Below are 25,517 nucleotides of genomic sequence, written 5' to 3' on the forward strand. Positions count from 1 at the left end.
CTACTGAGCGGTAGCTTTCAGAGCTCGGCCTCCTGCGCCTCCCGCTCCGTCACCGCCGACCTCCGGTTCCACGCCAGCGGGGCCCGCCAGTGGTAGGTCATGGCCAGCAGCCGCAGCACGAAGGTGGTGACCACCGCCAGGCCGCTCGTGTACGCGTTCAGGGCGTCGAAGGCGAGGAAGACGGCGACCATCGCGGCCCCCACGACCGCCGGCACGGCGTACATCTCGCGGTCCCGCAGCAGCGAGGGCACCTCGTTGACCAGCACGTCGCGCAGCACGCCCCCGCCCACCGCCGTGGCCAGCCCCAGGGTGGCCGACGCGGTCAGCCCGAGCCCGTACTCGTACGCCTTCGTGGTGCCGGTGACGCAGAACAGCCCCAGGCCCGCCGCGTCCAGCACGTTGATGGCCCGGTTGATCCGCTGCACCTCGGGGTGGAGGAAGAACACGATCAGGGCCGCGATCAGCGGGGTCACGAAGAAGCCGAGCTCGGCGAAGGCCGCCGGCGGCACCGCGCCGATCACCAGGTCGCGGAAGAGACCGCCGCCCAGCGCCGTGACCAGCGCGAGCACGGCGATACCGAACACGTCGAAGTTCTTGCGGACGGCGAGCAGCGCGCCGGAGAGGGCGAAGACGAAGATGCCCGCGAGGTCCAGCGCGTACTGGATTTCGGGCGGGAAGAGATCGTGGAGCACGCCTCATTGTGCCGCGCCCGGACGGGGCTCGGGGCCCGGGCGCGGTGGGGGTCGCGTCCGGGCCCCGAGGTCCGGGGGCCGCCGGGTCAGTCCTCGGCGGACGCCTTCGGCGCGGCGCCGGGCGCGGCCGCGGCGGCCGGTTCGGCCGGGGTGAGGCCCTCGGCGTTCTCCGGGTGGTGGCAGGCCACCTGGTGCCCCGGCTTCAGCGTGAGCAGCGGCGGGTCCTGGGTGCCGCAGACCTCCGTGGCCTTCCAGCAGCGGGTGTGGAAGCGGCAGCCGGGCGGCGGGGCGATGGGCGAGGGCACGTCGCCCTTGAGCAGGATCCGGCCGCTCTTGGCGCCCCGCCGGCGCGGGTCGGGCACCGGCACGGCCGACAGCAGCGCGTTGGTGTACGGGTGCATGGGCGAGGTGTAGAGCGAGGTGCGGTCGGTCAGCTCCACGATCTTGCCGAGGTACATCACCGCGATCCGGTCCGAGACGTGCCGGATCACCGACAGGTCGTGCGCGATGATCACGTAGGTCAGGCCGAGCTCCTCCTGGAGGTCGTCCAGCAGGTTCACCACCTGCGCCTGGATCGACACGTCCAGCGCGGAGACCGGCTCGTCGGCCACCACCAGCTTCGGCTTGAGGGCCAGGGCCCGCGCGATGCCGATGCGCTGGCGCTGCCCGCCGGAGAACTCGTGCGGGTAGCGGTTGTAGTGCTCGGGGCTCAGGCCGACCAGCGACAGCAGCCGCTGCACCTCGGCCTTCAGCCCGCCCTCGGGGTTCACCCCCTGGAGCCTGAACGGCGCGCCGACGATGGTGCCGACGGTGTGCCGGGGGTTCAGCGACCCGTACGGGTCCTGGAAGATCATCTGGATGTCGCGGCGCAGCGGGCGCATCCCGGCGACCCCGAGGTGGGTGATGTCCCGGCCCTCGAACTCGACGGTGCCGCCGGTGGGCTCCAGCAGCCGCGTGATCAGCCGGCCCATGGTCGACTTGCCGCAGCCGGACTCCCCCACCACGCCCAGGGTCTCGCCGCGCCGCACGTCGAAGTCGATGCCGTCCACGGCCTTGACCGCGCCCGCCTGCCGGCGCAGCAGGCCCTTGGTGATCGGGAAGTGCTTGACCAGGCCGGTCACCCGCAGCAGCGGCTCGGCGGTCGCGGTCTCGCCGCGCGCGGCGCTCTCGGCGCTCTCGGCGCTCTCGGCGCCCTTGGAAAACTCCGGGGACTCGCTCACAGCTTCGGCGCAATCTCTTCGGTCCAGATCCGGGTCCGCTGCCCGGCGTCCATGTGGCATGCCGACCAGTGCCCGGTCTCGGTCTCGGCCAGCGCGGGCCGCTCGGTGCGGGTCACGTTCCCCTCCGGCAGGTCGGCGTAGGGGCAGCGGGGGTTGAAGGCGCAGCCGCTCGGGATGTTGATGAGGCTGGGCGGGGAGCCCTTGACCGGGATCAGCCGCTCGGTCTGTTCGCGGTCGATCCGGGGCATCGAGCCGAGCAGCCCCCAGGTGTAGGGGTGCCGGGGCTCGTAGAACACCTTCTCGGCGGTGCCGCGCTCCACGCACCGGCCGCCGTACATCACGAGGATGTCGTCGGCCATCTCGGCGACCACCCCGAGGTCGTGGGTGATCATGATGACGGCGGAGCCGAACTCGCGCTGGAGGTCCCGGATCAGGTCGAGGATCTGGGCCTGCACCGTCACGTCGAGGGCGGTGGTCGGCTCGTCGGCGATCAGCAGCTCGGGGTTGTTGACCAGCGCCATCGCGATCATCGCGCGCTGGCGCATGCCGCCGGAGAACTCGTGCGGGTAGGCGTCCACGCGCTTGCCGGGCTCGGGGATGCCGACCCGGTCGAGCATCTCCACCGCGCGCTTGCGGGCCGTCTTCTTGTCCACGTCGTGGTGGGTGCGGTACGCCTCCACGATCTGGTGGCCCACCGAGTAGTACGGGTGCATCGCAGACAGCGGGTCCTGGAAGACCATGGCCATCTTGCGGCCGCGCAGCCGGCGCACCGCGTCCGGGTCGGCGGTGACCAGGTCCTGCCCGTCGAGCAGCACCTCCCCGGAGATCCGCGGCCGGTTGCGGACCTGCCCGGCCCGGTGCAGGCCCATCACGGCCAGCGAGGTCACCGACTTGCCGGAGCCGGACTCGCCCACGATGCCGAGGGTCCGGCCGCGCTCCAGGTCGAAGGAGAGCCCGTCGACGGACTTCACCAGGCCGTCGTCGGTGGGGAAGTGCACCTTGAGGTCACGGACGGAGAGGAAGGCCCGCCCGTCGGCGTCGCCGCCCTGCGCGGGCACGAACGGGGGCGGGGTCGGGTTGTCGGTCACGAGAGCCTCACGCGCGGGTCGATGACGGCGTACAGCATGTCCACGATCAGGTTGGCGGCCACCACGAAGAACGCGGCGAAGAGGGTCACGCCCATGATCACCGGCAGGTCGCCGGCGCTGATCGCGGCCACGGCCGCCGTGCCCAGGCCCTGGAAGTTGAACGTGGTCTCGGTCAGCACCGCGCCGCCGAGGAGGCCGCCGAGGTCCAGGCCGAACATGGTGACGATCGGGGTGAGGGTGGAGCGCAGCGCGTGCTTGCGGATGACCACGCCCTCGGTGAGGCCCTTGGCCCGCGCCGTGCGGATGTAGTCCTCCCCCATCACCTCCAGCATCGTGGCCCGGGTGATGCGCGCGTAGGTCGCGGCGAACAGGAAGGCGAGGGTCACCCACGGCAGGATCAGGCTGTTGAGCCAGGCCGCCGGATCCTCGCTCAGCGGACGGTAGTCCGAGACCTCCAGCCAGCCCAGGCCGTAGACGAAGATGGCCGGGGCCACCATGCCGGTGAAGAAGATGGGCAGCGAGACGCCCGCGAGGGCGCCGACCATCACGGTGCGGTCGATCATGGTCCGGCGTTTGAGGGCCGAGATCACGCCGGTGGCCACGCCCGCGATCACCCAGATGACCGCCGCGCCCAGGGCCAGCGAGAGGGTGACGGGGATCCGGTCGAGCATCAGCTCCCACACCGGGGTCTCGTTCTTGAACGAGTACCCGAAGCAGGGGGCCGGGCAGTGCGTGACCTCGCTGCCGGTGTCGTAGTCGCGACCGGCCACGATGCCCTTGACGAAGAGCAGGTACTGCTCGGAGATCGGCTTGTCGAAGCCCATCTTGACGCGGATGCCCGCCAGGGCCGTCTCGTTCGTCTCGCGACCGGCGTACATCAGGGCCGGATCGGAGCCGGTGATCTTCGGCACCGCGAAGAAGATGCCGAAGGTGACCACGGAGACCACCAACAGCGTGGCGACGACGTTGAACAGTCGCCGTATGAGGTAGACGAGCACTGCAGTCGGCCGCCGGACGGGCGCCCGGCCCCGGGTGGGGGCCGGACGCCGCCCGCGGCCTTCACCTGCCCTTCGGACTAGCGCATGTGCGGTGAAGGCGCGAGGCAGAACCCCGCTGGGCTGCGGTCCGCCTCCGGGGCGACCCGCGCGCCGCCCGGTGGGGCGGGGGCGCGGGTCCTCCCGGTCGACGGTCGGGGGCGCGGGCCGGGGCCCGGGACCCCGTTACTTCTTCGAACCGCCGGCGATGCCGATGGTGGCGAGGTCGATCTTGCCCATCGACTCGTTGAAGTAGACGTTGGTCAGCCGCGGGTTGTGGTAGACGAATGCCTTGTCGAAGTTGATCGGCAGGTAGAGCGCCTTCTCCATGACCTTCTTGTTGATGTCCGCGTAGATGGCCGCGGCCGCCTCCGGGCTCGCCGCGCCGGCCGCCTTGTCGAACAGTTCGTCGATCTCCTTGTCACGGAGCTCGGTGTAGTTGTTGTTGCCGTTCGGCAGGATGAACGCGGAGTCCACCAGCGGCTGGAGGAAGCCCGCGCCGGAGTTGTAGTCGGCGCCCCAGCCCATGACGATGATGCCGTAGCCCTTCTTCTTCACGTTCTCGGGCGAACCGATCACGGAGGAGGAGAGCTTGCCGTCGAACTGGTCGATCTTGGCCTTGATGCCGACCTTGGCGAGCGATGCCTGGAGGGACTCGGCCGTCTTCACCTCGGGGGCGCGGTTGTTGCGCACGGCGATGGTGGTCTCGAAGCCGCCAGGCTTGCCGCACGCGGCGAGGGCCGCCTTCGCCTTGTCCTCCTGCGGCTTGCCCGCGGTCAGACCGAAGGGGTCGTACTTCTTGTCCGAGCCGGGCACGCCGGGCGGCAGCATGTTCGCGCCGAGGTCACCGGAGGTCGGGCCGCCGCGCGCGGTCTGCAGGGACTTGGGGTCGGCCGCGTAGATGACGGCCTTGCGGCACTCGATGTTGTCGAAGGGCGCGACCGTCTGCGGGAAGGCGAAGTAGCGGATGTAGCCGGTGAACGGGTTGTCCGCCGACGCCTTCAGCTTCGGGTCCTTGAGGACCTTGTTCTTGCCGGCCTGCTGCATGCCCGTGCCGTCGACGGCGAGGTCGATGTCCCCGCTGATCAGGCGCTGGTCCATGTCGTCGGGGTTGGTGGTGTACGTGTACGTGACGGTGTCCGGCAGGGCCGTGCGGATCTTGTCCGTCTTCGGGTCCCACTGGTCGTTGCGCACGAACTTCGCGCCCTTGGAGGCGGTGAAGCTCTCGATCTTGTACGGGCCCGTGGCCACCGGCTTGTTGGTGTACGTGGCCCCGTTGTCCTTGGCCTTGGGCACCGGCGAGGAGGTCGGCATGGCCAGCAGGTACGGGAAGTCGGAGTTGGCGGTGGCCAGGTTGAAGACGATGGTCTTGTCGTCGGGGGTCTGCACCGACTTCAGGCCCAGCTTGTCCGGGTCGGTGTCCTTGTAGGGGCCCGGGTACTTCTGACCCTGGTCGAGGATGTCGATCAGGTACGTGGGACCGCCGGAGAGCACGTCCTGGGCGAAGGTCCGCTCGATGCCGTACTTGACGTCCTTCGAGGTGATCGGCGTGCCGTCCTCGAACTTGACGCCGTCCTTCAGCTTGAGCGTGTAGGTCTTGCCGTCGTTGCTGACCACGGGCAGGGCCTCGGCGAGGTCGGGCACGACCTTGGTGCCGTCCTTGCCCGGCTTGCTGTCGTAGGCCAGCAACTGGCGCACGTAGAGCCGCTGGAGGTTCCAGACCCAGCCGTAGTAGGCGCGCGCCGGGTCGAGGTAGTCCACGTCCTGCGGGCTCCACAGCCGCAGGTCGCCGCCCTTCTCGGTGGACGGGTTGGCCACGGCGTTCACGGCCGCGTCGAATCCGGGACCCTTGGGGGCGCCCTTGGAACCGCCGTCGGAGTCGCCACCGCCACACGCGGTGGCGGTCAGGGCGAGGGCGGCGGCGACGGCGGTCGCCGCGAGCACCTGCTTTCTGCGGATCACGAGCGTTCAACCTCCTGGGATGACACGGGTGTCACGGCCCGCACACGGGGTGTCGGGCGTGGGTGGTGCGGACGGAGCGTGCGGGGGGTGCGTGCGAGGGGTGCCGCCCGGCCCCGGAAGGCCGGGGGAGGGTCAGTTGCCCTTGGGGTCGAGGGCGTCGCGCAGCCCGTCCCCGAAGAGGTTGAAGGCGAGCACGGTGACGAAGATCGTCAGGCCGGGCACGATCATGTACATCGGGTCGTCCTGGTACACCGGGACGGCGTCGGCGAGCATCTTGCCCCAGGAGGCCGTCGGCGGCTTGACGCCGGCGCCGAGGAAGCTGAGGGCCGCCTCCGTGAGGATGTTTGTCGGGATGATCAGGGTCGCGTAGACCAGGATCGGGGCGACCAGGTTCGGCAACAGCTCCTTGATCAGGATGTGTCCGCGCCCGGCGCCGAGGCTGCGGGCCGCCTCCACGTACTCGCGTTCGCGCAGCGAGATCGTCTGGCCCCTGACGATGCGTCCGATGTAGGGCCAGCCGAAGAAGCCGATCACGAGGATCAGCACGCCCATCCGCACGCCCGAACCCTCGAACCCCCAGATGGAGTTGGGGACCACCGAGACCAGGGCGATGGTGAACAGCAGCTGCGGGAAGGCCAGCAGCAGGTCCATGACCCGGCTGATGAGGCCGTCGACCCAGCCGCCGAGGAAGCCGGCGAGGGCGCCGAGCAGGGACCCGATGACCACCGAGACGAAGGCGGCGAGGAAGGCCACGACCAGGGAGATCCGGGCGCCGTAGACGATCCGGCTGAACACGTCGCGCCCGTTGGTGGGTTCGACGCCGAACAGGTGCTCCGAGCTCATCCCGCCCCAGGCCCCGAGCGGGGTGCCCAGGTCCGGGTCGAGCAGCTCCTCGTGGAACTCGTTCGGCGGGTGGCCGAGCAACTTGACGATCAGCGGCGCGAAGACCGCGACGAGGATCAGCAGGATCACGACGATGCCGCCGGTCAGCGCGATCTTGTCGCGCTTGAGCCGGGTCCAGGCGATCCGGCCGGGCGAACGACCTTCGATGGCCTTGGCCGGAACGTCGGCCACGACCACCGGGGCGGGCGTTTCCGCGCTCGTGTCGTGCAGTGGTGCCGTCATCGTGGTGGGGACCCCTCTCGGCCGACGGGTGCGTCGGCCCATGCCCGCCGCGCGGGGCGGCGTGGTGGTGCGGCGTTGGTGCGTGGGTGCGGGAGGTGCGTGGTGCGGGACGCGGGTGCCCCGTGCGTCGTCCTCGGCAGCGGGGCGCGCCGGGGACGGGCGGGGCGTGGTGCGGTGGTGCCGGTGGTACGGGCGTGCAGGCGGTGCCGTGGTGCGGGCGGTGCGAACGTGCAGGCGGTACGGGTGGTGCCGGCGGTGCGTGTGGTGCGCGGGAGCGGTCCGGAGGGCCGGTGCGCGGGACTCGTGTCGACTTCTCGACGTGACCCACCGCTCTTGGGTGGGGAGTCTTCATGCCTGCCCGGAGCAACCACCAGAGCCGCCCGCGAATGGATGCCCAACCGTAATATCCGGCCCCGGTCCCCGGTATCCGAACGAAGGGGTCGGCTCAGCGGAGCAAGAGCGGTCGTTCGGCCCCAATCGGACATCGGCGTCGAGCCGGGCGTGCGGGGCGCGTTCGGGCACGCCGCGAGCGGTGCGGACCGTTGGTTTCCGGACATGACGGAGGCCGCGGCCGACGGTGGGTCGGCCGCGGCCTCGGGCGCGCGTCTCGGGATGCGGGCAGCGGCCCGCGCGGTGCCCCGGCGGTCCGGGGCGGGGGTGTCACCAGCCGGGGGCCTGGCCCTCGCGGTCGTAGAACGGGCGGGCCTGGGCCCGCATCCACATGGCCACCGGGTCGTGTTCGTCGCCGAGGGCGACGGTGCACACGGGCACCCCCTCCGGAACCACGCCCACGGACTGGCGCATCATCTCGCGCACCGATTCCAGGGCCGGAGCGGAGGCGTCGTAGAGGTCGAGGCCGACGGCGAGGTACGCCTGGCCGAGGGCGGGTTGCACCCAGGCGCGGCGCAGCGAGCGGACGGCCGGGGTGCGGTGGGCGTGCTGGGCCAGCAGGGCGTAGAACCGGGGCAGTTCCAGGGCCGGGTCGGAGAGCCGCAGCGGTCCGGCGGGCATCCGGTCGAGGCCGGTGGCGATGCGGCGCAGGTCGGCCCAGGGCACGCCGACGCCGCCGCCCCGGGCGTGCGGATTCAGCCACAGGCCCCAGCGGTCGGGGTAGAGGGCGCGGGCGATGTCGCGGCCGGTGACCACCTCGTACTCGCGGCTCCAGCCGCTGGCGTCGAGTTCGCGCGGGGAGGTGACGCAGGGCGCGTAGCCGAGCCCCTCGACCTCCATGCCGCCGTACTGCGCCTCCGGGGAGCCGGGGCGGCCGTGCCACAGGAGCATCCACAACCGGCCCTCGGCGAGGGCGCCGAGCAGCCGCTCGTACCCCTCCCAGCCCCCGGGGGTCACCTGACGCATGGCGTCCTCGACCTGTCCGGCCGCGGCCGTGCCCGACGCACTCACCCGGTACCCCTCTTCGTCCGCCCGTCGTCCCACACACGCGCCCGGGCACACACGAGTGCCCGGGAACGAGTCCAGCTTAAGGCGCGCTACCGCTGGTGGAAGGGGCGTACGCGCGACCCGAGCCAGTCGGTCATCGGATCGCGGACCGCGTCGAGGTCCACGAGCTGTACCGGCCAGGGGGCCGGGACCCGGCCCAGGGCGCGGCCGAGGGCGTCGAGGGCGAGTTCGCGCAGGTACGGGTCGGGGCCCTCGAAGCGGACGCCGACGCACAGGTTGGCCTCGTCCCCCTCCACCGAAACCAGGCAGCGGTGGGCGACGAGGATGCCGGGCAGGGCCCGGAACTCGGCGCTCGCCGCGTTCAGGAACTCGACCGGGTCCTCCTGCCAGTACGGCTCCCAGAGGCGGACCCGGCCGCCGCCGGGCCCGTCGAGTTCGGTGCGGTCGGCCCGGCACAGCAGGGCGACGGCGGGCGGCGGCAGCGGGACGCCGACCACCCCGTCGGGGTTGACGGCGATGCCGAGCTGCGGCGGCAGGCCGCGGGCGAATTCGACGGCGGGGGCGACGGTGAAGCCCATGTGGTCGCCGACGCAGATCCGGAACTGGCTCTCGGAGCTGTAGACGGGCACGTAGGGCAGGCCGCCGATGTCCATCGTGGGGAGGGTGAGCGAGGGGCTCTGCGGGCCGCCGCCGGCGGGCAGCGGGACCCACACGTGGGCCCGGGCCAGGGCGGCGACGATCCGTTCGCCCGCGTCGGGGCGCTCCAGGTTCTCGCCCAGCACCTGTTCCAGTTCGTTGGCGGGCCAGCCGCCGCCGTCGCCGAGCATGTGGTCCTCGTTCTGTCGTGTGCCGGCGTGCCCCGGTCGGCGCGCGCGGCCCGGTCGTGCGTGCCGCCTCCGAGGCTAACCCGCCCCGTCAGGGACGGAATTCCAGGGGGCCGAGGCCGTCGGCGGCCCGGCGGTCCACCAGCAGGGTGGAGGCGCAGCCGGGCGGGACCCGGCCGGCGCGGGCGGCGGCGAGGAGCCGTCCGGTGGCGGCCCGGTGCCGGGCGAAGGCGGCCGCCGAGACCCCGCGGCCGCGGGCGGCCTGGCCGGCGAGGGCCTGGGCCGGGTCCACGTCGAGCAGCAGCAGGTGCAGTTCGCGCCCGCGCCGGCGGGCGGTGCGGGCGAGCAGGGCGCGCACCCAGCTGTGGGTGCCGCAGTCGTGGACGACGAGGGAGCGGCCGGTGCGCAGGGCCCGCCACAGGCCGGCGTAGTGGGCGAGCCGGACCAGCGGGCGGTAGACCTCGTAGGGGAGGCCGGCCGGGATCCGGCGTTCCCAGCGTTCGCGGGTGTCCTGGGAGTCGACGACGCGGCCGGCGGGCACGGCGCGGCGCATCAGGGTGCTCTTGCCGCCGCCGGGCAGGCCGGAGACGACGATCAGGTCGCCCTCGCGGAAGCCGAGCGGGCCGGGGACGCGCCCGCGCAGGTCGCGGACGGGGCCGGCGGGCCGGGGTCGGGCGTGGGCTTGCGCGGGCACCCCGGGCACCGGTTCACGGTCCGTCACGGCGCGCGCCGTCGGGTCCGCCGTGCGCGCCGTCTCCCCCTCGGCCTCGTGTCGTTCCTCGGTCGCCGTCCGAAATCCCCACACCGTGATCGCCTCCCCCGTCTCAAGGGTCTTTCGACCCTCTCCCATCAAATGTAAAGGGACGGTAATGTGCCGCCCCCGGTTCCCCGTCTCGTACCCATCCGGCCCCCCTCGGACCCGGGTCGCCCGCAGTGCCCCGATTCGCCCGAAACCGTTTTCGGCCCGGACCCCCACGGGCGGGTCCGGCGTGCAATGATGTGCGCGAGTCGGCCCGGCCGGCTCGACCCAATTGCATACCGGCCGCTTGAATCCGCGCGGGAGAGTTCCGGGCACCTGTGGTGTGCCGGGCGCCGAAGGAGCAAGACCCTCCCTTGAATCTCTCAGGCCCCGCACCGCACGGATGAGGCAGATCTGAAAAGCGAGCGCCGCCCCTCGGGACGCGCGCTCCACCCAAGGTGCAAGCCGTGGCGCGACACGCCCGGCGAACCTCTCAGGTTCCGATGACAGATGGGGAGGATCGTCCTCGTCACGTCCTGTCGTCGCCTTGGCATTTTGGGAGCCCCACCCATGAGCAACGCCCCCCGTCTGACCGCCCTCGACGCGCTGCACCGCTCGCTCGGCGCGACCATGACCGACTTCGCGGGGTGGGACATGCCGCTGCGGTACGGCAGCGAGCGCGACGAACACAACGCGGTGCGCACCAAGGCCGGTCTCTTCGACCTCTCGCACATGGGCGAGATCACCGTCACCGGCCCGCAGGCCGTGAACCTGCTGGACTTCGCGCTGGTCGGCAACATCTCCACGGTGGGCGTGGGCCGGGCCCGTTACACCCACATCTGCCGGGCCGACGGCGGCATCCTCGACGACCTGATCGTCTACCGCCTCGGCGAGACCGAGTACATGGTGGTGGCCAACGCCTCCAACGCGCAGGTGGTGCTGGACGCGTTGACCGAGCGCGCGGCCGGCTTCGAGGCCGAGGTCCGCGACGACCGCGACGCCTACGCGCTGATCGCCGTACAGGGCCCCGAGTCCCCCGGCATCCTGGCCTCCCTCACCGACGCCGACCTCGACGGCCTGAAGTACTACGCCGGTCTGCCCGGCACCGTGGCCGGGGTGCCGGCGCTGATCGCGCGCACCGGGTACACGGGCGAGGACGGCTTCGAGCTGTTCGTGGCCCCCGAGCACGCCGTGGAGCTGTGGCAGGCGCTGACGAAGGCCGGCGAGGGCGTCGGCCTGGTCCCCTGCGGCCTGTCCTGCCGCGACACGCTGCGCCTGGAGGCGGGCATGCCGCTGTACGGGCACGAGCTGACCACCGAACTGACCCCGTTCGACGCGGGGCTGGGCCGGGTCGTGAAGTTCGAGAAGGAGGGCGATTTCGTGGGCCGCGCCGCCCTGGAGGCCGCCGCCGAGCGCGCCGCCGAGCGGGCCCCGCGCAAGCTGGTCGGCCTGGTCGCCGAGGGCCGCCGGGTGCCCCGCGCGGGCTTCCCGGTGGTCGCCGACGGCGTGGTGATCGGCGAGGTCACCTCGGGCGCCCCCTCCCCCACCCTCGGCAAGCCGATCGCGATGGCGTACGTGGACGCGAGCCACGCCGCGCCCGGGACGGCCGGTGTCGGCGTGGACATCCGCGGTACCCACGAGCCCTACGAGGTCGTGGCCCTGCCGTTCTACAAGCGTCGGAAGTGACGCCGGCGGGCCCGTCGCGTCCGTCACATCCGTCTCGTCCCACGGGACCGTGGTTCACCAGCACTCCCCCGCGTACAGGAGAATTCAGCTCATGAGCACCCCGCAGCAGCTTCGTTACACCGAGGAACACGAGTGGGTCACCGAGGGTGACGCCGAAGGCGTCGTCACGGTCGGGATCACCGAGTTCGCCGCGAACGCCCTCGGCGACGTGGTCTACGCCCAGCTGCCCGCCGTCGGCGACACCGTGACGGCCGGCGAGACCTGCGGCGAGCTGGAGTCCACCAAGTCGGTCAGCGACCTGTACGCCCCGGTCTCGGGCGAGGTCGTGGCGGCCAACGAGGAGGTCGTGAACGACCCGGCGCTGGTGAACACCTCCCCCTTCGAGGACGGCTGGCTGTTCAAGGTGCGCGTGGTGGAGGGCGGCGAGGACAAGCTGCTCACCGCCGAGGCGTACGCCAAGCTCACCTCCGGCTGAGTCCGCTTTCCTCGGCCTTCCCGGCACCACCCCGTCGCGCGCGGGGCGGCCGGCCCCGGCTCTCGTCCCGGGTCGGCGCCCCCCGCGCGACGCGCCCGCCCGGGACCGCACCCCCGGCGCGGCGGGTCGGGCACCGGGCGCCCGATCGACAGCGATGAACCAAAACATCCCAGGGAGCCCCTGATGTCTGTTCTGAACACCCCTCTGCACGAGCTGGACCCGGACGTCGCCGCCGCCGTCGACGCCGAGCTCGCGCGTCAGCAGTCCACCCTGGAGATGATCGCGTCGGAGAACTTCGCTCCGGTCGCCGTCATGGAGGCCCAGGGCTCGGTGCTCACCAACAAGTACGCCGAGGGCTACCCGGGCCGCCGCTACTACGGCGGCTGCGAGCACGTGGACGTGGTCGAGCAGATCGCGATCGACCGGATCAAGGCCCTGTTCGGCGCCGAGGCCGCCAACGTGCAGCCGCACTCGGGCGCGCAGGCCAACGCCGCCGCGATGTTCGCGCTGCTGAAGCCGGGCGACACGATCATGGGCCTGAACCTGGCCCACGGCGGTCACCTGACCCACGGCATGAAGATCAACTTCTCCGGCAAGCTCTACAACGTGGTCCCGTACCACGTGGACGAGACCGGCCAGGTGGACATGGCCGAGGTCGAGCGCCTGGCCAAGGAGTCCAAGCCGCAGCTGATCGTCGCGGGCTGGTCCGCGTACCCCCGTCAGCTCGACTTCGCCGCCTTCCGTCGGATCGCCGACGAGGTCGGCGCGTACCTGATGGTGGACATGGCCCACTTCGCCGGCCTGGTGGCCGCGGGCCTGCACCCCAACCCGGTGCCGCACGCCCACGTCGTGACCACCACCACCCACAAGACCCTGGGCGGCCCGCGCGGCGGCGTCATCCTCTCCACCCAGGAACTCGCCAAGAAGATCAACTCCGCGGTCTTCCCCGGCCAGCAGGGCGGCCCGCTGGAGCACGTGATCGCGGCCAAGGCCGTCTCGTTCAAGGTCGCCGCCTCCCCCGAGTTCAAGGAGCGCCAGGAGCGCACCCTGGCCGGCGCGAAGCTGATCGCCGAGCGCCTGGTGCGCGAGGACGTCAAGGCCGTGGGCGTGGACGTGCTCTCGGGCGGCACCGACGTGCACCTGGTCCTGGTGGACCTGCGCAACTCCGAGCTCGACGGCCAGCAGGCCGAGGACCGCCTGCACGGCATCGGCATCACCGTCAACCGCAACGCGATCCCGAACGACCCGCGTCCGCCGATGGTCACCTCCGGCCTGCGGATCGGCACCCCGGCCCTGGCCACCCGCGGCTTCGGGGACGAGGACTTCGCCGAGGTCGCCGACATCATCGCCGAGGCCCTCAAGCCGAGCTACGACGCCGAGGCCCTGGCCGCCCGGGTCTCCGCCCTCGCCGCCGAGCACCCGCTGTACCCCTCGCTCTGAGCCCCGCGCGCCGGGGCCGGCAGCGGGCCGTACGGGCCCGCCGCCGGCGCCGGCGCGGGGAGCGGCGTGACGGTGCGCACGCGGTCGGTTCCGGCACGGGGCCGTTGTCCACAGGGGTCCGAGCCCCTCGTGACGATGGTCCCGCGGTCCTGCTGCCCTTTGCCCGGTCTTGACCCGGTGTGCGGCACGTAGCCTCCAGGTAAGGATCCGCGGCAACGGAGCCCACGCCACGTTTCCCCCTCAGGACGGACACGCCCTCCCATGGACATGAGCGCAGCGAATCGCAAGGGCCTCGGGCTCTTCGCGCTGATCATGATCGGTATCGGTTCCATCTTCGGCTCCGGCTGGCTCTTCGGCGCCGGCACCGCCGCCCAGGTCGCCGGCCCCGCGGCCCTCGTCGCCTGGGTGATCGGCGCGGTCTTCATCGGCATGATCGCCATGTCGTACGCGGAGGTCGGCGCCGCCTACCCCATCCCGGGCGGCATGGCCCGCTACGGCCACCTCTCGCACGGCCCGGTGCTCGGCTTCGTCACCGGCTGGGCGGTGTGGATCGCGGTGGCCTCGCTGATCCCGATCGAGTCCATCGCGGCCACCCAGTACATGTCCTCGTGGAGCTTCGGCTGGGCCAAGGACCTCGTCGACCCGGCCTCGCACCACCTGACCGGCTCCGGCATGGTGGTGGCGCTGCTGCTGACCGTGCTGCTGTGGCTGTCCTGCTACTGGTCGGTGCAGCTGCTGGCCCGCGTCAACGCCGCCCTGACCCTGGTGAAGTTCGCGATCCCGGTGCTCGCCGTGATCGCCCTGATCGCCTCCGGCTTCCACGTCGAGAACTTCAGTGCGCACGGCGGGTTCGCCCCGCAGGGCTGGACCGCCGTGCTGACCGCGGTCACCACCTCGGGCGTGGTCTTCGCGTTCAACGGCTTCCAGGCCGTGGTCAACCTCGGCGGCGCCGCCAAGAACCCCGGCCGGGCCATCCCGATCGCGCTCGCCGGCGCCCTCGGCCTCGGCCTGGTCATCTACCTGGCCCTCCAGGCCGCCTACCTCGGCTCGGTCCCGCCCGAGCACCTCGCGCAGGCCGGCGGCTGGTCCGGGGTCAACTTCAACTCCCCCTTCGCCGAGCTCGCCAAGCTGCTGATGATCCACTGGGTCGTGGTGATGCTCCAGTTCGGCGCGTTCATCTCCCCGGCCGGCTCCAACATCGCCAACGTGGCCTCCGCCGCTTACATGGTCCGCAACCTGGCCGAGACCGGCTTCTTCCCGCGCCGGCTCAAGGACACCCACCCGGTCTACGGCACCGCCCGTCCCGCGATGTGGCTGAACCTGGGCTTCTCGGTGCTGCTGCTGGTGACCGTCGGACACAGCTGGAAGACCCTCGCGCCGGTGATCTCGGCCGCCATGGTGATCTCCTACCTGATCGGCCCGATCGCGGTCGGCGTGTTCCGGATCACCAAGCCGGGGCTGCGCCGCCCGTTCCGACTGCCGATGGCCGGCCTGCTGTGCCCGCTGACCTTCGTCTTCGCCGCCCTCGCCCTGTACTGGTCGAAGTGGCCGAACACCGGCGTGGTCACCGCCCTGGTGCTGCCCGCCGCCCCGATCGCGATGCTGGTGCTGATGCGCCGGGGCACCCGCAACCTGGCCCGACAGTGCGCGCCCGCCGCGTGGATCGTGGTCTTCCTGATCGGCCTGTCCCTGATCTCCTGGCTCGGCGACCCGGCCTTCGGCGGCCGGGGCCTGGTCTCCGGCGGGCTGGACGCCGTGCTCGTCGCGGCCCTGGCCCTGGGCACGTACTTCTGGGCGGTCCGCGCGGGCGTCCGCGCCCACCACGCCGGTCTGCCCGGCCCGGAGCCCGTGATCGAGGGCGCCGAGCCGACCCCGGCGGCCTCCGAGTCGGCCACGAGCCCCGCCCGTGAGGATGCCGGTGCGCTGACCCACGCCTGAGGTCACCCGCCTGGCGGGCGGCGGACCGGGCACGTGATCCGTGACCGGTCCGCCATCCTCCCGAGACCCGCGACGGACGAGCCGTTCACGCACACGCGATAGGCTCGTCCGTCGGGACAAAATCCGCGAAACACCACCTCTCCTGCCCCTCCCACCCACGAGCAGACAAGGGAGTCTCCCCCGTGGCCATCTCCGTCTTCGATCTCTTCTCGATCGGCATCGGTCCCTCCTCCTCCCACACCGTGGGCCCGATGCGCGCCGCGCGCATGTTCGTGGCCCGACTGAAGAAGGACGGGCTGCTCGCCCAGACCGCCTCGGTCCGGGCCGAGCTGTACGGCTCCCTCGGCGCCACCGGGCACGGCCACGGCACCCCCAAGGCCGTCCTGCTCGGCCTGGAGGGCCACTCCCCCCGCACCGTGGACGTGGAGAGCGCCGACGACGAGGTGGAGCGGATCCGCTCCACCGGTCGACTGCGCCTGCTGTCCACCGAGATAGGGGACGCCCACGAGATCGCGTTCCACGAGCCCACGCAGCTGATCCTGCACCGGCGTCGTTCCCTGCCCTACCACGCCAACGGCATGACCCTCTTCGCCTACGACGAGGCCGGCGCCCCGCTGCTGGAGAAGACCTACTACTCGGTCGGCGGCGGGTTCGTCGTCGACGAGGACGCGGTGGGCGAGGACCGCATCAAACTCGACGACACCCCCCTCAAGCACCCCTTCCGCACCGGCGACGAGATGCTCCGCCTGACCCGGGAGACCGGGCTGTCCATCTCCTCGCTGATGCTGGAGAACGAGAAGGCATGGCGCACCGAGGAGGAGATCCGGGCCGGGCTGCTGGAGATCTGGCGGGTCATGCAGGCGTGCGTCGGCCGCGGCATGTCCCGCGAGGGCATCCTCCCCGGCGGCCTGCGGGTCAAGCGCCGCGCGGCCTCCACCGCCCGGCAGCTGCGCACCGAGGGCGACCCGATGATGCACCGCTCCGAGTGGACCACCATCTACGCGATGGCCGTCAACGAGGAGAACGCGGCCGGCGGCCGGGTCGTGACCGCCCCCACCAACGGCGCGGCCGGGGTCCTGCCCGCCGTCCTGCACTACTACGTGAACTTCGTGCCCGGCGCGGACGAGGACGGCGTGGTCCGCTTCCTCCTCGCCGCCGGCGCCATCGGCATGCTGTTCAAGGAGAACGCCTCCATCTCGGGCGCCGAGGTCGGCTGCCAGGGCGAGGTCGGCTCGGCCTGCTCGATGGCGGCCGGCGCCCTGGCCGAGGTCCTCGGCGGCACCCCGGAACAGGTCGAGAACGCCGCCGAGATCGGCATGGAGCACAACCTGGGCCTGACCTGCGACCCGGTCGGCGGCCTCGTCCAGATCCCGTGCATCGAACGCAACGGCATGGCCGCCGTCAAGGCCGTCACGGCCGCGAAGATGGCCATGCGCGGCGACGGCAGCCACAAGGTCTCCCTCGACAAGGTCATCAAGACCATGAAGGAAACCGGCGCCGACATGAAGATCAAGTACAAGGAGACCGCCCGCGGCGGCCTCGCGGTCAACGTCATCGAGTGCTGAGCACGCCCCCTCCCGCGCACGCCCCGTCGGACCCTCCGGCGGGGCGTGCGCGCGTTCGCGGGGAGGTCACGGGTGGGGGGACGGGTCCGCCCGGGCGGGGGACGTCGGGGGCGCGGGCGTGCGCATCGCGGGCCGGCGTCGTTGAACCGGGTGCCTCGTGTGTGCGGTGGGGCGGTTGGGGCTGGTGGGACAACGCGGGACGCGTCCATCCGGGGAGCGGATTCTCGCCGTGGCCCGGCCGATTCCGGCCATGGGTGCCCTGGTTGGCGGAAGGCCCCAAGAAGCCCTGGAAGTAACGGTACTTCCCTTTGTGGGCACGGGTCGCGTGAGTCGCGAAGAATGTCCAACGTCCGTACCCACCCTCCGGTAACGGCAAGTTCAGGCCGTTTCACCCGGGTTGGGGTTTGAAACCGGTTGGTCACGCTTCAGTGGGAAGAAGCCGCTCTGAGGTGGTTGGCGATGATCCACATGCGTCACAGTTGTCACACGCGACGTCGCAGTCACCCCCACCTTTGGTTTTCTCGTCCTTGGAGGACAAGAACATGGCAAGCATCCGCACCACCCGCGTGCTGTCGGCCCTCGCTTCGATCCCGTTCGCCGTCGCCGCCTTCGCGGGCGTGGCGCAGGCCGACAACGGCGCCGGCGCGGCCAACGCGTCCAACGCGACGGTCGCCAGCCTCGTGGGCAGCGGAGTCGGGGGCAACAACCTCGGCAACTCCGGCACCGTGCAGCAGGGTGCGACCGGTTGGGGCGCCTCCAACCAGAACAACACCGCCCAGGCCAACGGCTCCGGCTTCACCGCGATCGGCCAGTCGAACAACAACGACTCCGTGGCCGTCAACGTCCCGTAATCGTTGCCCGGAAGCCCTCTCGGGCTGCCGTTCTCGGTCGGCCGTCGGCCGGGGGTCCGCCCCCCGGCCGGCGCCGCCGCCCGATCGGGCCCGCCGCGTCCACGGGAGACGGACACAGCACGCTCCACCCCTTCGGAGACCTCCCCTCCCGGCCGCGGCCCCGGCCCACCCCCGCATCGCGTCCTCCGCACTCGTGCTCGGAGGGCGCGTTCGCGCGTCGCGGCCCGGGGAACCGGCCGGCGCGGATCGGTGTCATGGTGGACAGAGTCCTCTGTCCGTGCCGGGAAGGGCCCGGCCCTCGGTGAGGACCCGGTCCCCAGGGGAGTGCCTCATGTACAGCACCATCGGACGACGCCGCGCCATCGCCGCGGTCACCGGCGCCCTGCTCACCGCCTCGGTGGCCCTCGCCGCCCCCGCCGGCGCCTCCGATCGCGAGACCGGCACGGTCAAGCCCGCCGCCAAGGCCGCCGCGAGCTTCTCGCCCCTGGTGGTCAACGCGCGCACCGGCTCCCACTGCACCTACGACCGGCTCGTGATCGACGTGCAGGGCACGAGCGTGCCCGGGGTCTCCATACGCCCGGTCGACAAGCTCTACCACGACGGCTCCGGCGAGCCGGTGAACCTGCCGGGCAAGTTCTTCCTGGAGATCCGGCTGAACCCGGCCCAGGGCCACACCGACGAGGGCCAGAACGCCTACCAGGGCCCGCGCCTGACCACGCTGCCGTACAACAAGCTCAAGGGCCTGGCCTACACCGGGGACTTCGAGGGCTACGTCACCTTCGGCACCGCCTTCGCGACCAAGCCCACCTGGAGCACCTTCACCCTGGACAACCCCAAGCGGATCGTCGTGGACTTCCCGCACGCCAAGACCTGCTGACCCCGGCCCCCCGTTCGCACCCGCGACAGCCGCCCCGCCCCCGACCCGGCCCCGCCCCGACCTCCGGTCCCGGCCGGGGTCGGGTTGTGACCTGCCCGAACGCCCACTAGTGTCATCGGGCCTTGGTGTACGGGAAACCGGTGGAGAACCGGTGCGGCCCTCGCCACTGTGAACGGGAAGTCCGGCTCCATTCCTGCGGGAGGCCACTGGGCGGCCGCGGGAGACCGTGCGCTGCCCGGGAAGGCGGAGCCAGGGCATCAGCACCCGTGAGCCAGGAGACCGGCCGAGGCGCGTCGTCCATCCACGAGGTGCTGGAGAGGTCTCACCGAATCATGCACATAGCCGAGGGGTTCCTGCCCCCCTTGCACGCGGTCGCCTGGGGCGCCGCGTCCGCCCCGTTCGTCGTCCACGGCGTCCGGGCCCTGACCCGGGAGGTCCGGGCCAATCCGGAGAGCACCCTGCTGCTCGGGGCCTCCGGGGCCTTCACCTTCGTCCTGTCCGCGCTGAAGATCCCCTCCGTCACGGGCAGTTGTTCCCACCCGACGGGCACCGGGCTCGGCGCGATCCTGTTCCGGCCGCCGATCATGGCGGTGCTCGGCACGATCACCCTGCTGTTCCAGGCCCTGGCCCTCGCGCACGGCGGGCTGACCACCCTGGGCGCCAACGTGTTCTCCATGGCCATCGCCGGGCCCTGGGCCGGGTACGGGGCCTACCGCCTGCTGCGCGGCTGGAACGTGCCGCTGATGGGCTCGGTCTTCGTCGGCGCCTTCCTCGCCGACCTGGTCACGTACTGCGTGACCAGCGTGCAGCTCGCGCTGGCCTTCCCCGACCCCAGCGGCGGCTTCCTCGGCTCGCTGGCCAAGTTCGGCGGGATCTTCGCCGTCACCCAGATCCCGCTGGCGATCAGCGAGGGGCTGCTGACGGTGCTGGTGATGCGCCTGCTGATGCGCTCCAGCAAGTCCGAGCTGGTGCGGCTGGGCGTGGCCCGGCTCACCGGAAGGTCCGACGCGGCCGCGACCGCCGTCACGACGGAGGCGAGCGCCCGGTGAAGCGCGACACGAGGATCAACGGGCTGCTGCTGCTGGTGGTGGCCGCGCTGGCGGTGCTGCCGGTGGCCCTGGGGCTGGGCGAGGGCAAGGAGGAGCCGTTCGCCGGGGCCGACGCCCAGGCGGAGGCGGCGATCACGGAGCTGAGCCCGGAGTACGAGCCGTGGTTCAGCCCGTTGTACGAGCCGCCCTCGGGTGAGATCGAATCGGCGCTGTTCGCGCTCCAGGCGGCGGCCGGCGCGGGGGTGCTGGCCTATTACTTCGGGGTGCGGCGCGGCCGGCGCCAGGGTCTGGCGGCAGCGGCGGCCGAGGCCCGGGAGGTCGGGGCGGGCGGCGCCGAACGGCCGGTGACGGGTTCGGAGACGTAGCCGGTGCTGCCGATCGACGCGGCGGCGCACACCAATCGGTGGCGCCGCCGGCACCCGTTGGAGAAGGCCCTGTTGGGCGTGGGGCTCACGGTGTCGGCGGTGTCGCTGCCGCCGTGGCCCGGGGCCCCGCTGGTGGGGCTGGCGACGCTGGTGGTGCTGTTGGGGCCCGCGCGGGTGCCGGGCCGGCTGCTGTGGCGGGCCTTCCGGGTGCCGTGGGGTTTCTGCGTGACGGGCGCGCTGCCGCTGTTGGTGAGCGTGGGCGGGCCGGCCGGGCCGCTGTCCTGGGCCCCGGACGGGCCGCGGCAGGCGGCGGAGTTGCTGGCCCGGACCTCGGTGGCCTCGCTGGGGCTGCTGCTGTTCGCGTTCACCACGCCGGTCTCGGACGTGCTGCCGCGGCTGGTGCGGGCCGGGGTGCCGGCGCCGGTGGTGGACGTGGCCCTGGTGATGTACCGGATCGGGTTCCTGCTGTGGGACGCGGTGGCCCGGGTGCGGCGCGCCCAGGCGGCGCGGCTGGGGCACACGAGCCGGGCCGCGGCCTGGCGTTCGCTGGCGGGACTGGCCGCGACGGCCTTCGTGCGGGCCTTCGACCGGGCCGCGCGGCTCCAGGTGGGGCTGGCCGGGCGCGGGTACGACGGGACCCTGCGGGTGCTGGTGCCCGAGTCCCGGGTGTCGTGGCGGTTCCTGGCCGCGACGGTGGTGTTGACGGGCGGCCTGATCGGGGCCACGTACGGAGTGAGGGTGTGGTGGGCGGCATGAGCGCCGTGGTGGGGCTGTCGGGGGTGTCGTTCGCGTACGAGGACGGGCCGCCGGTGTGGTCGGGGGTGGACTTCGGGATCTCGGCGGGCCGTTCGCTGGCGCTGTTGGGGCGCAACGGCAGCGGCAAGACCACGTTGATGCGGCTGCTCAGCGGGGGGCTGCGACCCTCGGGCGGCGGTGTGGTGCTGGACGGGGAGCCGGTGCGTTTCGACCGGGCGGGGTTGACCCGGCTGCGGCGGTCGGTGCAGTTGGTGACGCAGGACCCGGACGACCAGTTGTTCGCGGCCTCGGTGGCGCAGGACGTGTCCTTCGGGCCGTTGAACCTGGGTCTGCCGGAGCCGGAGGTGCGCGAGCGGGTGGCGGCGGCGCTGGCCGCGCTGGACATCACCGGGCTCGCCGACCGGCCCACGCACCTGCTGTCGTACGGGCAGCGCAAGCGGGCGGCGATCGCGGGGGCGGTGGCGATGCGGCCCCGGGTGCTGATCCTGGACGAGCCGACGGCGGGTCTGGACCCGGACGGTCAGGAGCGGCTGTTGGCGGTGTTGGACGGGCTGGCGGACACCACGGTGGTGATGGCCACGCACGACGTGGACCTGGCGGTGCGCTGGGCGGACGACGCGGCCGTGCTCACCCCGTCGGGGATCCGGCGCGGGCCGGCGCCGGAGGTGCTGGCGGATCCGACGCTGCCGGCCGAGGCGGGGTTGCGGGCCGCGTGGGCGCCGACGGTGGCGGCCCTGCTGCGCGACCGGGGCCTGCTGCCGGCCGGGGCGCCGACCCCCCGCACCCCGGAGGAGCTCGCGGCCCACTTCGCGGGCGGGACGGGGGACAGTGTCTAGTGCTGTGGCCGGGAAGGTTCGCCGGGTCGCGGTGTTCGGTGCGGTGCGTCGCAAGGCGGAGGACCGCCGGGAGTACCGGACGTACTTCGGTGGTCCGACAACGCCGCGAAGGGCCGTGCCGGGCGCCGTGACGCGGTGAACCTTCGCGGTCGCAGCACTAGGATCGGGCCATGTCGCTGCCGCACGCCATTTTGACGGCCCTGTTGGAGAAGCCCTCGTCGGGGCTGGAGCTGACGCGGCGGTTCGACCGGTCGATCGGGTACTTCTGGTCGGCCACGCACCAGCAGATCTACCGGGAGCTGAGCCGGTTGGAGGCGGCCGAGTGGGTGCGCGAGCTGCCCGGGGAGCGGCCGGCGCGGGGGCGGCGCAAGGAGTACGAGGTGCTGCCGGCGGGGTCGGCTGAGCTGGCCCGGTGGGTGGGCGAGCGGCAGGACCCGAAGGTGATCCGCGATCCGCTGTTGCTGCGGATCCGGGCGGCGGCGGTGGTGGGCTCGGCCGGGCTGGAGACGGAGCTGCGGCGGCATCTGGAGCTGCACCGGGCGCAGGCCGGGGTGTACGGGGCCTTCGAGGAGCGGGACTATCCGGCGGGTCGGGGGCTGGGCGAGGCGGACCGGCTGCGGCGGATCGTGCTGCGCGGCGGGGTGGCGCTGGAGGCGTTCTGGGTGAGTTGGCTGGAGGAGGCGCTGGCCGAGGTGGTGGCCCTGCGGGAGGACGGCGCGGACGCCGCGCGGCCCTGATCCGCTCGGCAGGGGCGGATCAGGGCCGGCAGGGGCGGTCACGCCGACGCGGGTCAGCCCAGGGAGGAGCGGAACTCGTCGAAGCTGAGGCGGTTGTCCTCGTTGAGGTCCTTGGCCTTGATGACGGCCTCGGCGACCGGGCCGGTCACGGCGTAGTCGCCCATGACGGCCATGGCCTCGCGGTACTCGGCGGCCGTGATGTAGCCGTCGCCGTCCTTGTCGAACCGGTCGAACGTCGCGCGTGCGGTGTCGATGTCGGCCATGGTGTCCACCCCTTCTCGGTGCTGCGTGTTGACCGGCTGATGGTAGCGGCGGGTTCGGCCGGCGCCGGCCGGGGGGTGGGGCGGAGGACTCGTCCCTTCCGCCCGTCTCGCCCCACCCGACCCGAGAATGCCGATTGGATGGCCCCTGCACGGGATTATCGGGGGCAATTCCGTCGGCCGGTCGCCTTTATCGTTCGACCGACAGATCGGGACTCGACTGATTTCCGCGATGCGGAAGTGATAATTCCGGCCAAGGATTCCGGACTCCACTTGTCACGCTCCGGTGTCGCCGCATAACGTACCGACATCGCCGCCACACCGGGAGCGCAGGGCCCCCAGGGACATGCGGCGAACGAGGGCGTTTTCACTCCAGATGACGATGACGACCGCCGCACTCCCGGACGCTTCATTCGAGGTTCTGCCCTTCACCCGCATGTGTCGACACATCTGGGAGGACGGCGATCACGTGTTGATCGGCGTCAGTCCCGGGAACAGCTATTTCAGTGCCGAGCGCGTCGCCGGCCTGGCCCGTTGGGCCACAACTCGCTTCGCCCAGGTGGACTTCGTCTACGCGGACCTCCACGTGGACCGGCTGTTCGAGAGCTTCGGCTACACCGCCGAGCACGCCGCGAAACGGTCCGTCAAGGAGATCAAGGCGGTCCGCCGGAGGATTCTGAAGGGGGTCGCGGATTCCGGTCCGCCGCTCGGGGAGATCCGGGTGCGCGGCCTGTCGGAATTCCAGGACAATCCGGTGTACCGGCTCCTGCACCGTCGCGTTCTGCATTTTCTGGAAATCGACGACGAGTTCCGCAAGGGCTGCGAGCGCATGGCCGAGCTCTTCATGGGGTCGAAGTTGCGGGAAGGTGAATCCATCACCGACGAGCAGTTGCGGGTCTGTTTCGATTACATGGCGGCGGAACTGCCGTTCTTCATCGACACCCCGAGCATCCTCGACGTGCCGTCCTCGGTGGCGGCCTATCACGTCCCGATGCCGATGACCGAGCTGTTGTTCGCCCGCGGCGGCGGTCTGCGCGCGACCAGGAACCAGGCGTACGCCGTGGTGCGCCCCGACGGCACGGGGGACGCCCCCCGCGCCGAGACCGAGACCGAAGGAACCACCGATGACCGTCGAGCCGCGTGAGGCCCCGGCCCGTGACGAGGCCCTTCTCGACTTCCCGCTCTCCCGGCGCGGGGACGTGCCGCCCTCCGAGTGCCCCTGGCTGCGGGAGAAGGCCCCGGTGGCGCGGGTGCGGACCCTGACCGGGGACCTGGCCTGGCTGGTGAGCAGCCACGAACTGGCCACGGCCGTGCTGGAGGACGAGCGGTTCAGCCTCAAGGACACGGCGAACGAGGGCGTGCCCCGGCAGTACGCGTTGACCATCCCGCCCGAGGTGGTCAACAACATGGGCAACATCAACAGCGCGGGCCTGCGGCAGGCCGTGATGAAGTCCCTCAACCCGCGCCAGGCGGGTCTCACGGAGTGGCTGCGGGCGGCGGCGCACGAGCTGCTCGACGCGATGGTGGTGGAGGGGGCGCCAGCCGATCTGCGGGCCGGGTTCGCCGACCCCTTCTCGGCGGCCCTGCACTGCCGGGTGCTGGGGGTGCCCTTCGCCGAGTGGCGGCGGCTGATGTCGGGGCTGGACGTGGCGTTCATGACGGCCCGGGAGCCCTTCGCCGACTCCGCGCTCAACTGGTACAAGGACGTGGAGTGGTTCGCGGCCCGGTTCCGCGACCAGCTGGCCCTCTCCGACTCCGAGCGCTCGGGGCTGCTGGGGCGGTTCGCGGAACTGCGGGAGGCGGACCCGGAGTCGGCGCACCTGACCGACGAGATGTTCGCGACGGTGGCGGTGTCCCTGTTCGGCGCCGGGGCCGTCTCCACCTCCTCGTTCCTGACCCTCGCGGTGCTCGCGCTGCTGGAGCGCCCGGAGCTGATCGGGTACCTGCGCGAGCACCCGGAGCGGATGGACGGCGCGGTGGAGGAACTGCTGCGCTGGAACCTGTCGGTGGGCGACGGGCTGCCCCGGATCGCCCTGGTCGACGTGGAGCTGGGCGGGGTCACGGTCCGCGCCGGCGACCTGGTGCTGGTGCTGCTGGAGGGCGCGAACTTCGACCCGGCGGCCTTCACCGACCCCGAGCGGCTCGACGTGACGCGTGAGGGCCAGGGCCCGCACCTGGCGTTCGGCGCGGGCCGGCACTTCTGCCCGGCCTCGGCGCTGGCCCGGGCGCACGCCAGGGTCGCGCTGGAGGTGCTGGTGGAGCGGCTGCCGACGGCGCGGCTCGCGGTGCCGGCGGAGAACCTGGTGTGGCGCACCGGGTTCATCAAGCGACTGCCGGAACGGCTCCCGATCGCCTGGTAGGCGTTCGGGCCCGCTCCGGGCACGGGACCCGCGGGGTCTCGGCGGGCCGTCCCCCGCCGAGGCCCCGCGTTCACGTGCGCCGCGCTTTGGCCGGGCTAGGCCGTCTCTTCCGGATCTTGCCTGACCCGCGCCGCCTGGCACCGCACCTCGCCGCGTTGTCGGGAACACCCACGTACCCCAGTACGAGGGCGCCCCTCCGCCTTGCGATGCACGGCACCAGACGACGCGGGCTTAACCGGC

Annotated in this window: 24 protein-coding genes and 2 riboswitches; of the genes, 14 read left to right on the forward strand and 10 right to left on the reverse strand. The window is 72.1% G+C overall.

The genetic code is table 11. The annotated features are described in order from the left end of the window. Positions 1-17: 17 nt before the first annotated feature. The 9 genes from ACN20G_RS05895 to ACN20G_RS05935 all read right to left on the reverse strand — a co-directional run bounded on the left by ACN20G_RS05895 (position 18) and on the right by ACN20G_RS05935 (position 10,193). On the reverse strand, positions 18-692 hold the full coding sequence (locus ACN20G_RS05895; protein WP_424211658.1) for a trimeric intracellular cation channel family protein: 675 nt from the start codon (positions 690-692) through the stop codon (positions 18-20). Between the two features lie 86 nt (positions 693-778). Continuing rightward, entirely contained in the window at positions 779-1,939 is a 1,161-nt protein-coding gene (locus ACN20G_RS05900) for an ABC transporter ATP-binding protein (protein ID WP_424215385.1), read from the reverse strand. After that, positions 1,909-2,970: an ABC transporter ATP-binding protein gene (locus ACN20G_RS05905; protein ID WP_424215386.1), complete on the reverse strand. Its 1,062-nt coding sequence runs from the start codon at positions 2,968-2,970 to the stop codon at positions 1,909-1,911. The genes ACN20G_RS05900 and ACN20G_RS05905 overlap by 31 nt, the downstream gene beginning before the upstream one ends. Before the next feature lie 26 nt (positions 2,971-2,996). Continuing rightward, positions 2,997-3,998 (reverse strand): ABC transporter permease, encoded by a 1,002-nt coding sequence (locus ACN20G_RS05910; protein ID WP_424211659.1) that lies wholly within the window; start codon positions 3,996-3,998, stop codon positions 2,997-2,999. Positions 3,999-4,220: 222 nt separating this feature from the next. Further along, complete coding sequence (locus tag ACN20G_RS05915; RefSeq protein WP_424211660.1) at positions 4,221-5,996, reverse strand: ABC transporter substrate-binding protein; 1,776 nt, start codon at positions 5,994-5,996, stop codon at positions 4,221-4,223. 132 nt (positions 5,997-6,128) lie between these two features. After that, a complete protein-coding gene (locus ACN20G_RS05920) occupies positions 6,129-7,121 on the reverse strand; it encodes an ABC transporter permease (protein WP_424211661.1) in 993 nt (330 codons plus the stop codon). Between the two features lie 660 nt (positions 7,122-7,781). Further along, entirely contained in the window at positions 7,782-8,522 is a 741-nt protein-coding gene (locus tag ACN20G_RS05925; RefSeq protein ID WP_424211662.1) for an enhanced serine sensitivity protein SseB C-terminal domain-containing protein, read from the reverse strand. Between the two features lie 86 nt (positions 8,523-8,608). Further along, positions 8,609-9,346: an enhanced serine sensitivity protein SseB gene (locus ACN20G_RS05930; protein ID WP_424211663.1), complete on the reverse strand. Its 738-nt coding sequence runs from the start codon at positions 9,344-9,346 to the stop codon at positions 8,609-8,611. A gap of 88 nt (positions 9,347-9,434) precedes the next feature. Continuing rightward, the gene (locus ACN20G_RS05935; RefSeq protein ID WP_424211664.1) at positions 9,435-10,193 is read right to left on the reverse strand and encodes an AAA family ATPase; all 759 of its coding nucleotides are present in this window, start codon (positions 10,191-10,193) and stop codon (positions 9,435-9,437) included. A gap of 197 nt (positions 10,194-10,390) precedes the next feature. Then, positions 10,391-10,490, forward strand: a riboswitch (glycine riboswitch). A 162-nt stretch (positions 10,491-10,652) separates the two neighbouring features. On the opposite strand from ACN20G_RS05935, the gene gcvT reads away from it, so the two are divergent. The 12 genes from gcvT to ACN20G_RS05995 all read left to right on the forward strand — a co-directional run bounded on the left by gcvT (position 10,653) and on the right by ACN20G_RS05995 (position 22,657). After that, complete coding sequence (gene gcvT / locus ACN20G_RS05940; RefSeq protein WP_424211665.1) at positions 10,653-11,768, forward strand: glycine cleavage system aminomethyltransferase GcvT; 1,116 nt, start codon at positions 10,653-10,655, stop codon at positions 11,766-11,768. Between the two features lie 91 nt (positions 11,769-11,859). Beyond that, positions 11,860-12,243: a glycine cleavage system protein GcvH gene (gene gcvH, locus ACN20G_RS05945; RefSeq protein ID WP_424211666.1), complete on the forward strand. Its 384-nt coding sequence runs from the start codon at positions 11,860-11,862 to the stop codon at positions 12,241-12,243. Between the two features lie 183 nt (positions 12,244-12,426). Then, complete coding sequence (gene glyA / locus ACN20G_RS05950; protein ID WP_424211667.1) at positions 12,427-13,683, forward strand: serine hydroxymethyltransferase; 1,257 nt, start codon at positions 12,427-12,429, stop codon at positions 13,681-13,683. A 261-nt stretch (positions 13,684-13,944) separates the two neighbouring features. After that, positions 13,945-15,621 (forward strand): APC family permease, encoded by a 1,677-nt coding sequence (locus ACN20G_RS05955; RefSeq protein ID WP_424211668.1) that lies wholly within the window; start codon positions 13,945-13,947, stop codon positions 15,619-15,621. 182 nt (positions 15,622-15,803) lie between these two features. Further along, positions 15,804-17,186, forward strand: coding sequence for an L-serine ammonia-lyase (locus tag ACN20G_RS05960; protein ID WP_424211669.1), 1,383 nt, complete (start codon positions 15,804-15,806; stop codon positions 17,184-17,186). A 542-nt stretch (positions 17,187-17,728) separates the two neighbouring features. After that, positions 17,729-18,037 carry a hypothetical protein gene (locus ACN20G_RS05965; RefSeq protein ID WP_424211670.1) on the forward strand — a complete coding sequence of 103 codons (309 nt, stop codon included), beginning with the start codon at positions 17,729-17,731 and terminating at the stop codon, positions 18,035-18,037. A gap of 331 nt (positions 18,038-18,368) precedes the next feature. Then, positions 18,369-18,914, forward strand: coding sequence for an AMIN-like domain-containing (lipo)protein (locus ACN20G_RS05970; RefSeq protein WP_424211671.1), 546 nt, complete (start codon positions 18,369-18,371; stop codon positions 18,912-18,914). A 106-nt stretch (positions 18,915-19,020) separates the two neighbouring features. Beyond that, positions 19,021-19,216: riboswitch (cobalamin riboswitch) on the forward strand. Between the two features lie 30 nt (positions 19,217-19,246). Beyond that, entirely contained in the window at positions 19,247-19,963 is a 717-nt protein-coding gene (locus ACN20G_RS05975; RefSeq protein ID WP_424211672.1) for an energy-coupling factor ABC transporter permease, read from the forward strand. Next, the gene (locus tag ACN20G_RS05980) at positions 19,960-20,328 is read left to right on the forward strand and encodes an energy-coupling factor ABC transporter substrate-binding protein (protein WP_424211673.1); all 369 of its coding nucleotides are present in this window, start codon (positions 19,960-19,962) and stop codon (positions 20,326-20,328) included. The genes ACN20G_RS05975 and ACN20G_RS05980 overlap by 4 nt, the downstream gene beginning before the upstream one ends. A gap of 3 nt (positions 20,329-20,331) precedes the next feature. Further along, a complete protein-coding gene (gene cbiQ, locus ACN20G_RS05985) occupies positions 20,332-21,084 on the forward strand; it encodes a cobalt ECF transporter T component CbiQ (RefSeq protein WP_424211674.1) in 753 nt (250 codons plus the stop codon). Then, a complete protein-coding gene (locus tag ACN20G_RS05990) occupies positions 21,081-21,920 on the forward strand; it encodes an energy-coupling factor ABC transporter ATP-binding protein (protein WP_424211675.1) in 840 nt (279 codons plus the stop codon). The genes cbiQ and ACN20G_RS05990 overlap by 4 nt, the downstream gene beginning before the upstream one ends. Before the next feature lie 170 nt (positions 21,921-22,090). Next, positions 22,091-22,657, forward strand: coding sequence for a PadR family transcriptional regulator (locus ACN20G_RS05995; RefSeq protein WP_424211676.1), 567 nt, complete (start codon positions 22,091-22,093; stop codon positions 22,655-22,657). 53 nt (positions 22,658-22,710) lie between these two features. Here ACN20G_RS05995 and ACN20G_RS06000 read toward each other — a convergent pair whose 3' ends face one another. Then, positions 22,711-22,920 (reverse strand): EF-hand domain-containing protein, encoded by a 210-nt coding sequence (locus ACN20G_RS06000; RefSeq protein WP_424211677.1) that lies wholly within the window; start codon positions 22,918-22,920, stop codon positions 22,711-22,713. Between the two features lie 373 nt (positions 22,921-23,293). On the opposite strand from ACN20G_RS06000, the gene ACN20G_RS06005 reads away from it, so the two are divergent. Further along, the gene (locus ACN20G_RS06005) at positions 23,294-24,061 is read left to right on the forward strand and encodes a tRNA-dependent cyclodipeptide synthase (RefSeq protein ID WP_424211678.1); all 768 of its coding nucleotides are present in this window, start codon (positions 23,294-23,296) and stop codon (positions 24,059-24,061) included. Beyond that, positions 24,042-25,277 carry a cytochrome P450 gene (locus tag ACN20G_RS06010; RefSeq protein ID WP_424211679.1) on the forward strand — a complete coding sequence of 412 codons (1,236 nt, stop codon included), beginning with the start codon at positions 24,042-24,044 and terminating at the stop codon, positions 25,275-25,277. Before ACN20G_RS06005 ends, ACN20G_RS06010 begins: the two co-directional genes overlap by 20 nt. The last annotated feature ends 240 nt before the right edge of the window (positions 25,278-25,517 follow it).

It is taken from the genome of Streptomyces dryopteridis, assembly GCF_049606955.1.
Taxonomy (GTDB): domain Bacteria; phylum Actinomycetota; class Actinomycetes; order Streptomycetales; family Streptomycetaceae; genus Streptomyces.

Excerpts from the sequence above, each read along its gene's own strand:
- gcvH (WP_424211666.1), top strand. The coding sequence starts at position 11,860 with ATGAGCACCCCGCAGCAGCTTCGTTACACCGAGGAACACGAGTGGGTC.
- ACN20G_RS05935 (WP_424211664.1), bottom strand. The coding sequence starts at position 10,193 with ATGGGAGAGGGTCGAAAGACCCTTGAGACGGGGGAGGCGATCACGGTG.
- ACN20G_RS05990 (WP_424211675.1), top strand. The coding sequence starts at position 21,081 with ATGAGCGCCGTGGTGGGGCTGTCGGGGGTGTCGTTCGCGTACGAGGAC.
- ACN20G_RS06005 (WP_424211678.1), top strand. The coding sequence starts at position 23,294 with ATGACGATGACGACCGCCGCACTCCCGGACGCTTCATTCGAGGTTCTG.
- ACN20G_RS05930 (WP_424211663.1), bottom strand. The coding sequence starts at position 9,346 with ATGCTCGGCGACGGCGGCGGCTGGCCCGCCAACGAACTGGAACAGGTG.
- ACN20G_RS06010 (WP_424211679.1), top strand. The coding sequence starts at position 24,042 with ATGACCGTCGAGCCGCGTGAGGCCCCGGCCCGTGACGAGGCCCTTCTC.
- ACN20G_RS05965 (WP_424211670.1), top strand. The coding sequence starts at position 17,729 with ATGGCAAGCATCCGCACCACCCGCGTGCTGTCGGCCCTCGCTTCGATC.
- ACN20G_RS05995 (WP_424211676.1), top strand. The coding sequence starts at position 22,091 with ATGTCGCTGCCGCACGCCATTTTGACGGCCCTGTTGGAGAAGCCCTCG.
- ACN20G_RS05970 (WP_424211671.1), top strand. The coding sequence starts at position 18,369 with ATGTACAGCACCATCGGACGACGCCGCGCCATCGCCGCGGTCACCGGC.
- glyA (WP_424211667.1), top strand. The coding sequence starts at position 12,427 with ATGTCTGTTCTGAACACCCCTCTGCACGAGCTGGACCCGGACGTCGCC.
- ACN20G_RS05955 (WP_424211668.1), top strand. The coding sequence starts at position 13,945 with ATGGACATGAGCGCAGCGAATCGCAAGGGCCTCGGGCTCTTCGCGCTG.
- ACN20G_RS05975 (WP_424211672.1), top strand. The coding sequence starts at position 19,247 with ATGCACATAGCCGAGGGGTTCCTGCCCCCCTTGCACGCGGTCGCCTGG.
- ACN20G_RS05920 (WP_424211661.1), bottom strand. The coding sequence starts at position 7,121 with ATGACGGCACCACTGCACGACACGAGCGCGGAAACGCCCGCCCCGGTG.
- ACN20G_RS06000 (WP_424211677.1), bottom strand. The coding sequence starts at position 22,920 with ATGGCCGACATCGACACCGCACGCGCGACGTTCGACCGGTTCGACAAG.
- gcvT (WP_424211665.1), top strand. The coding sequence starts at position 10,653 with ATGAGCAACGCCCCCCGTCTGACCGCCCTCGACGCGCTGCACCGCTCG.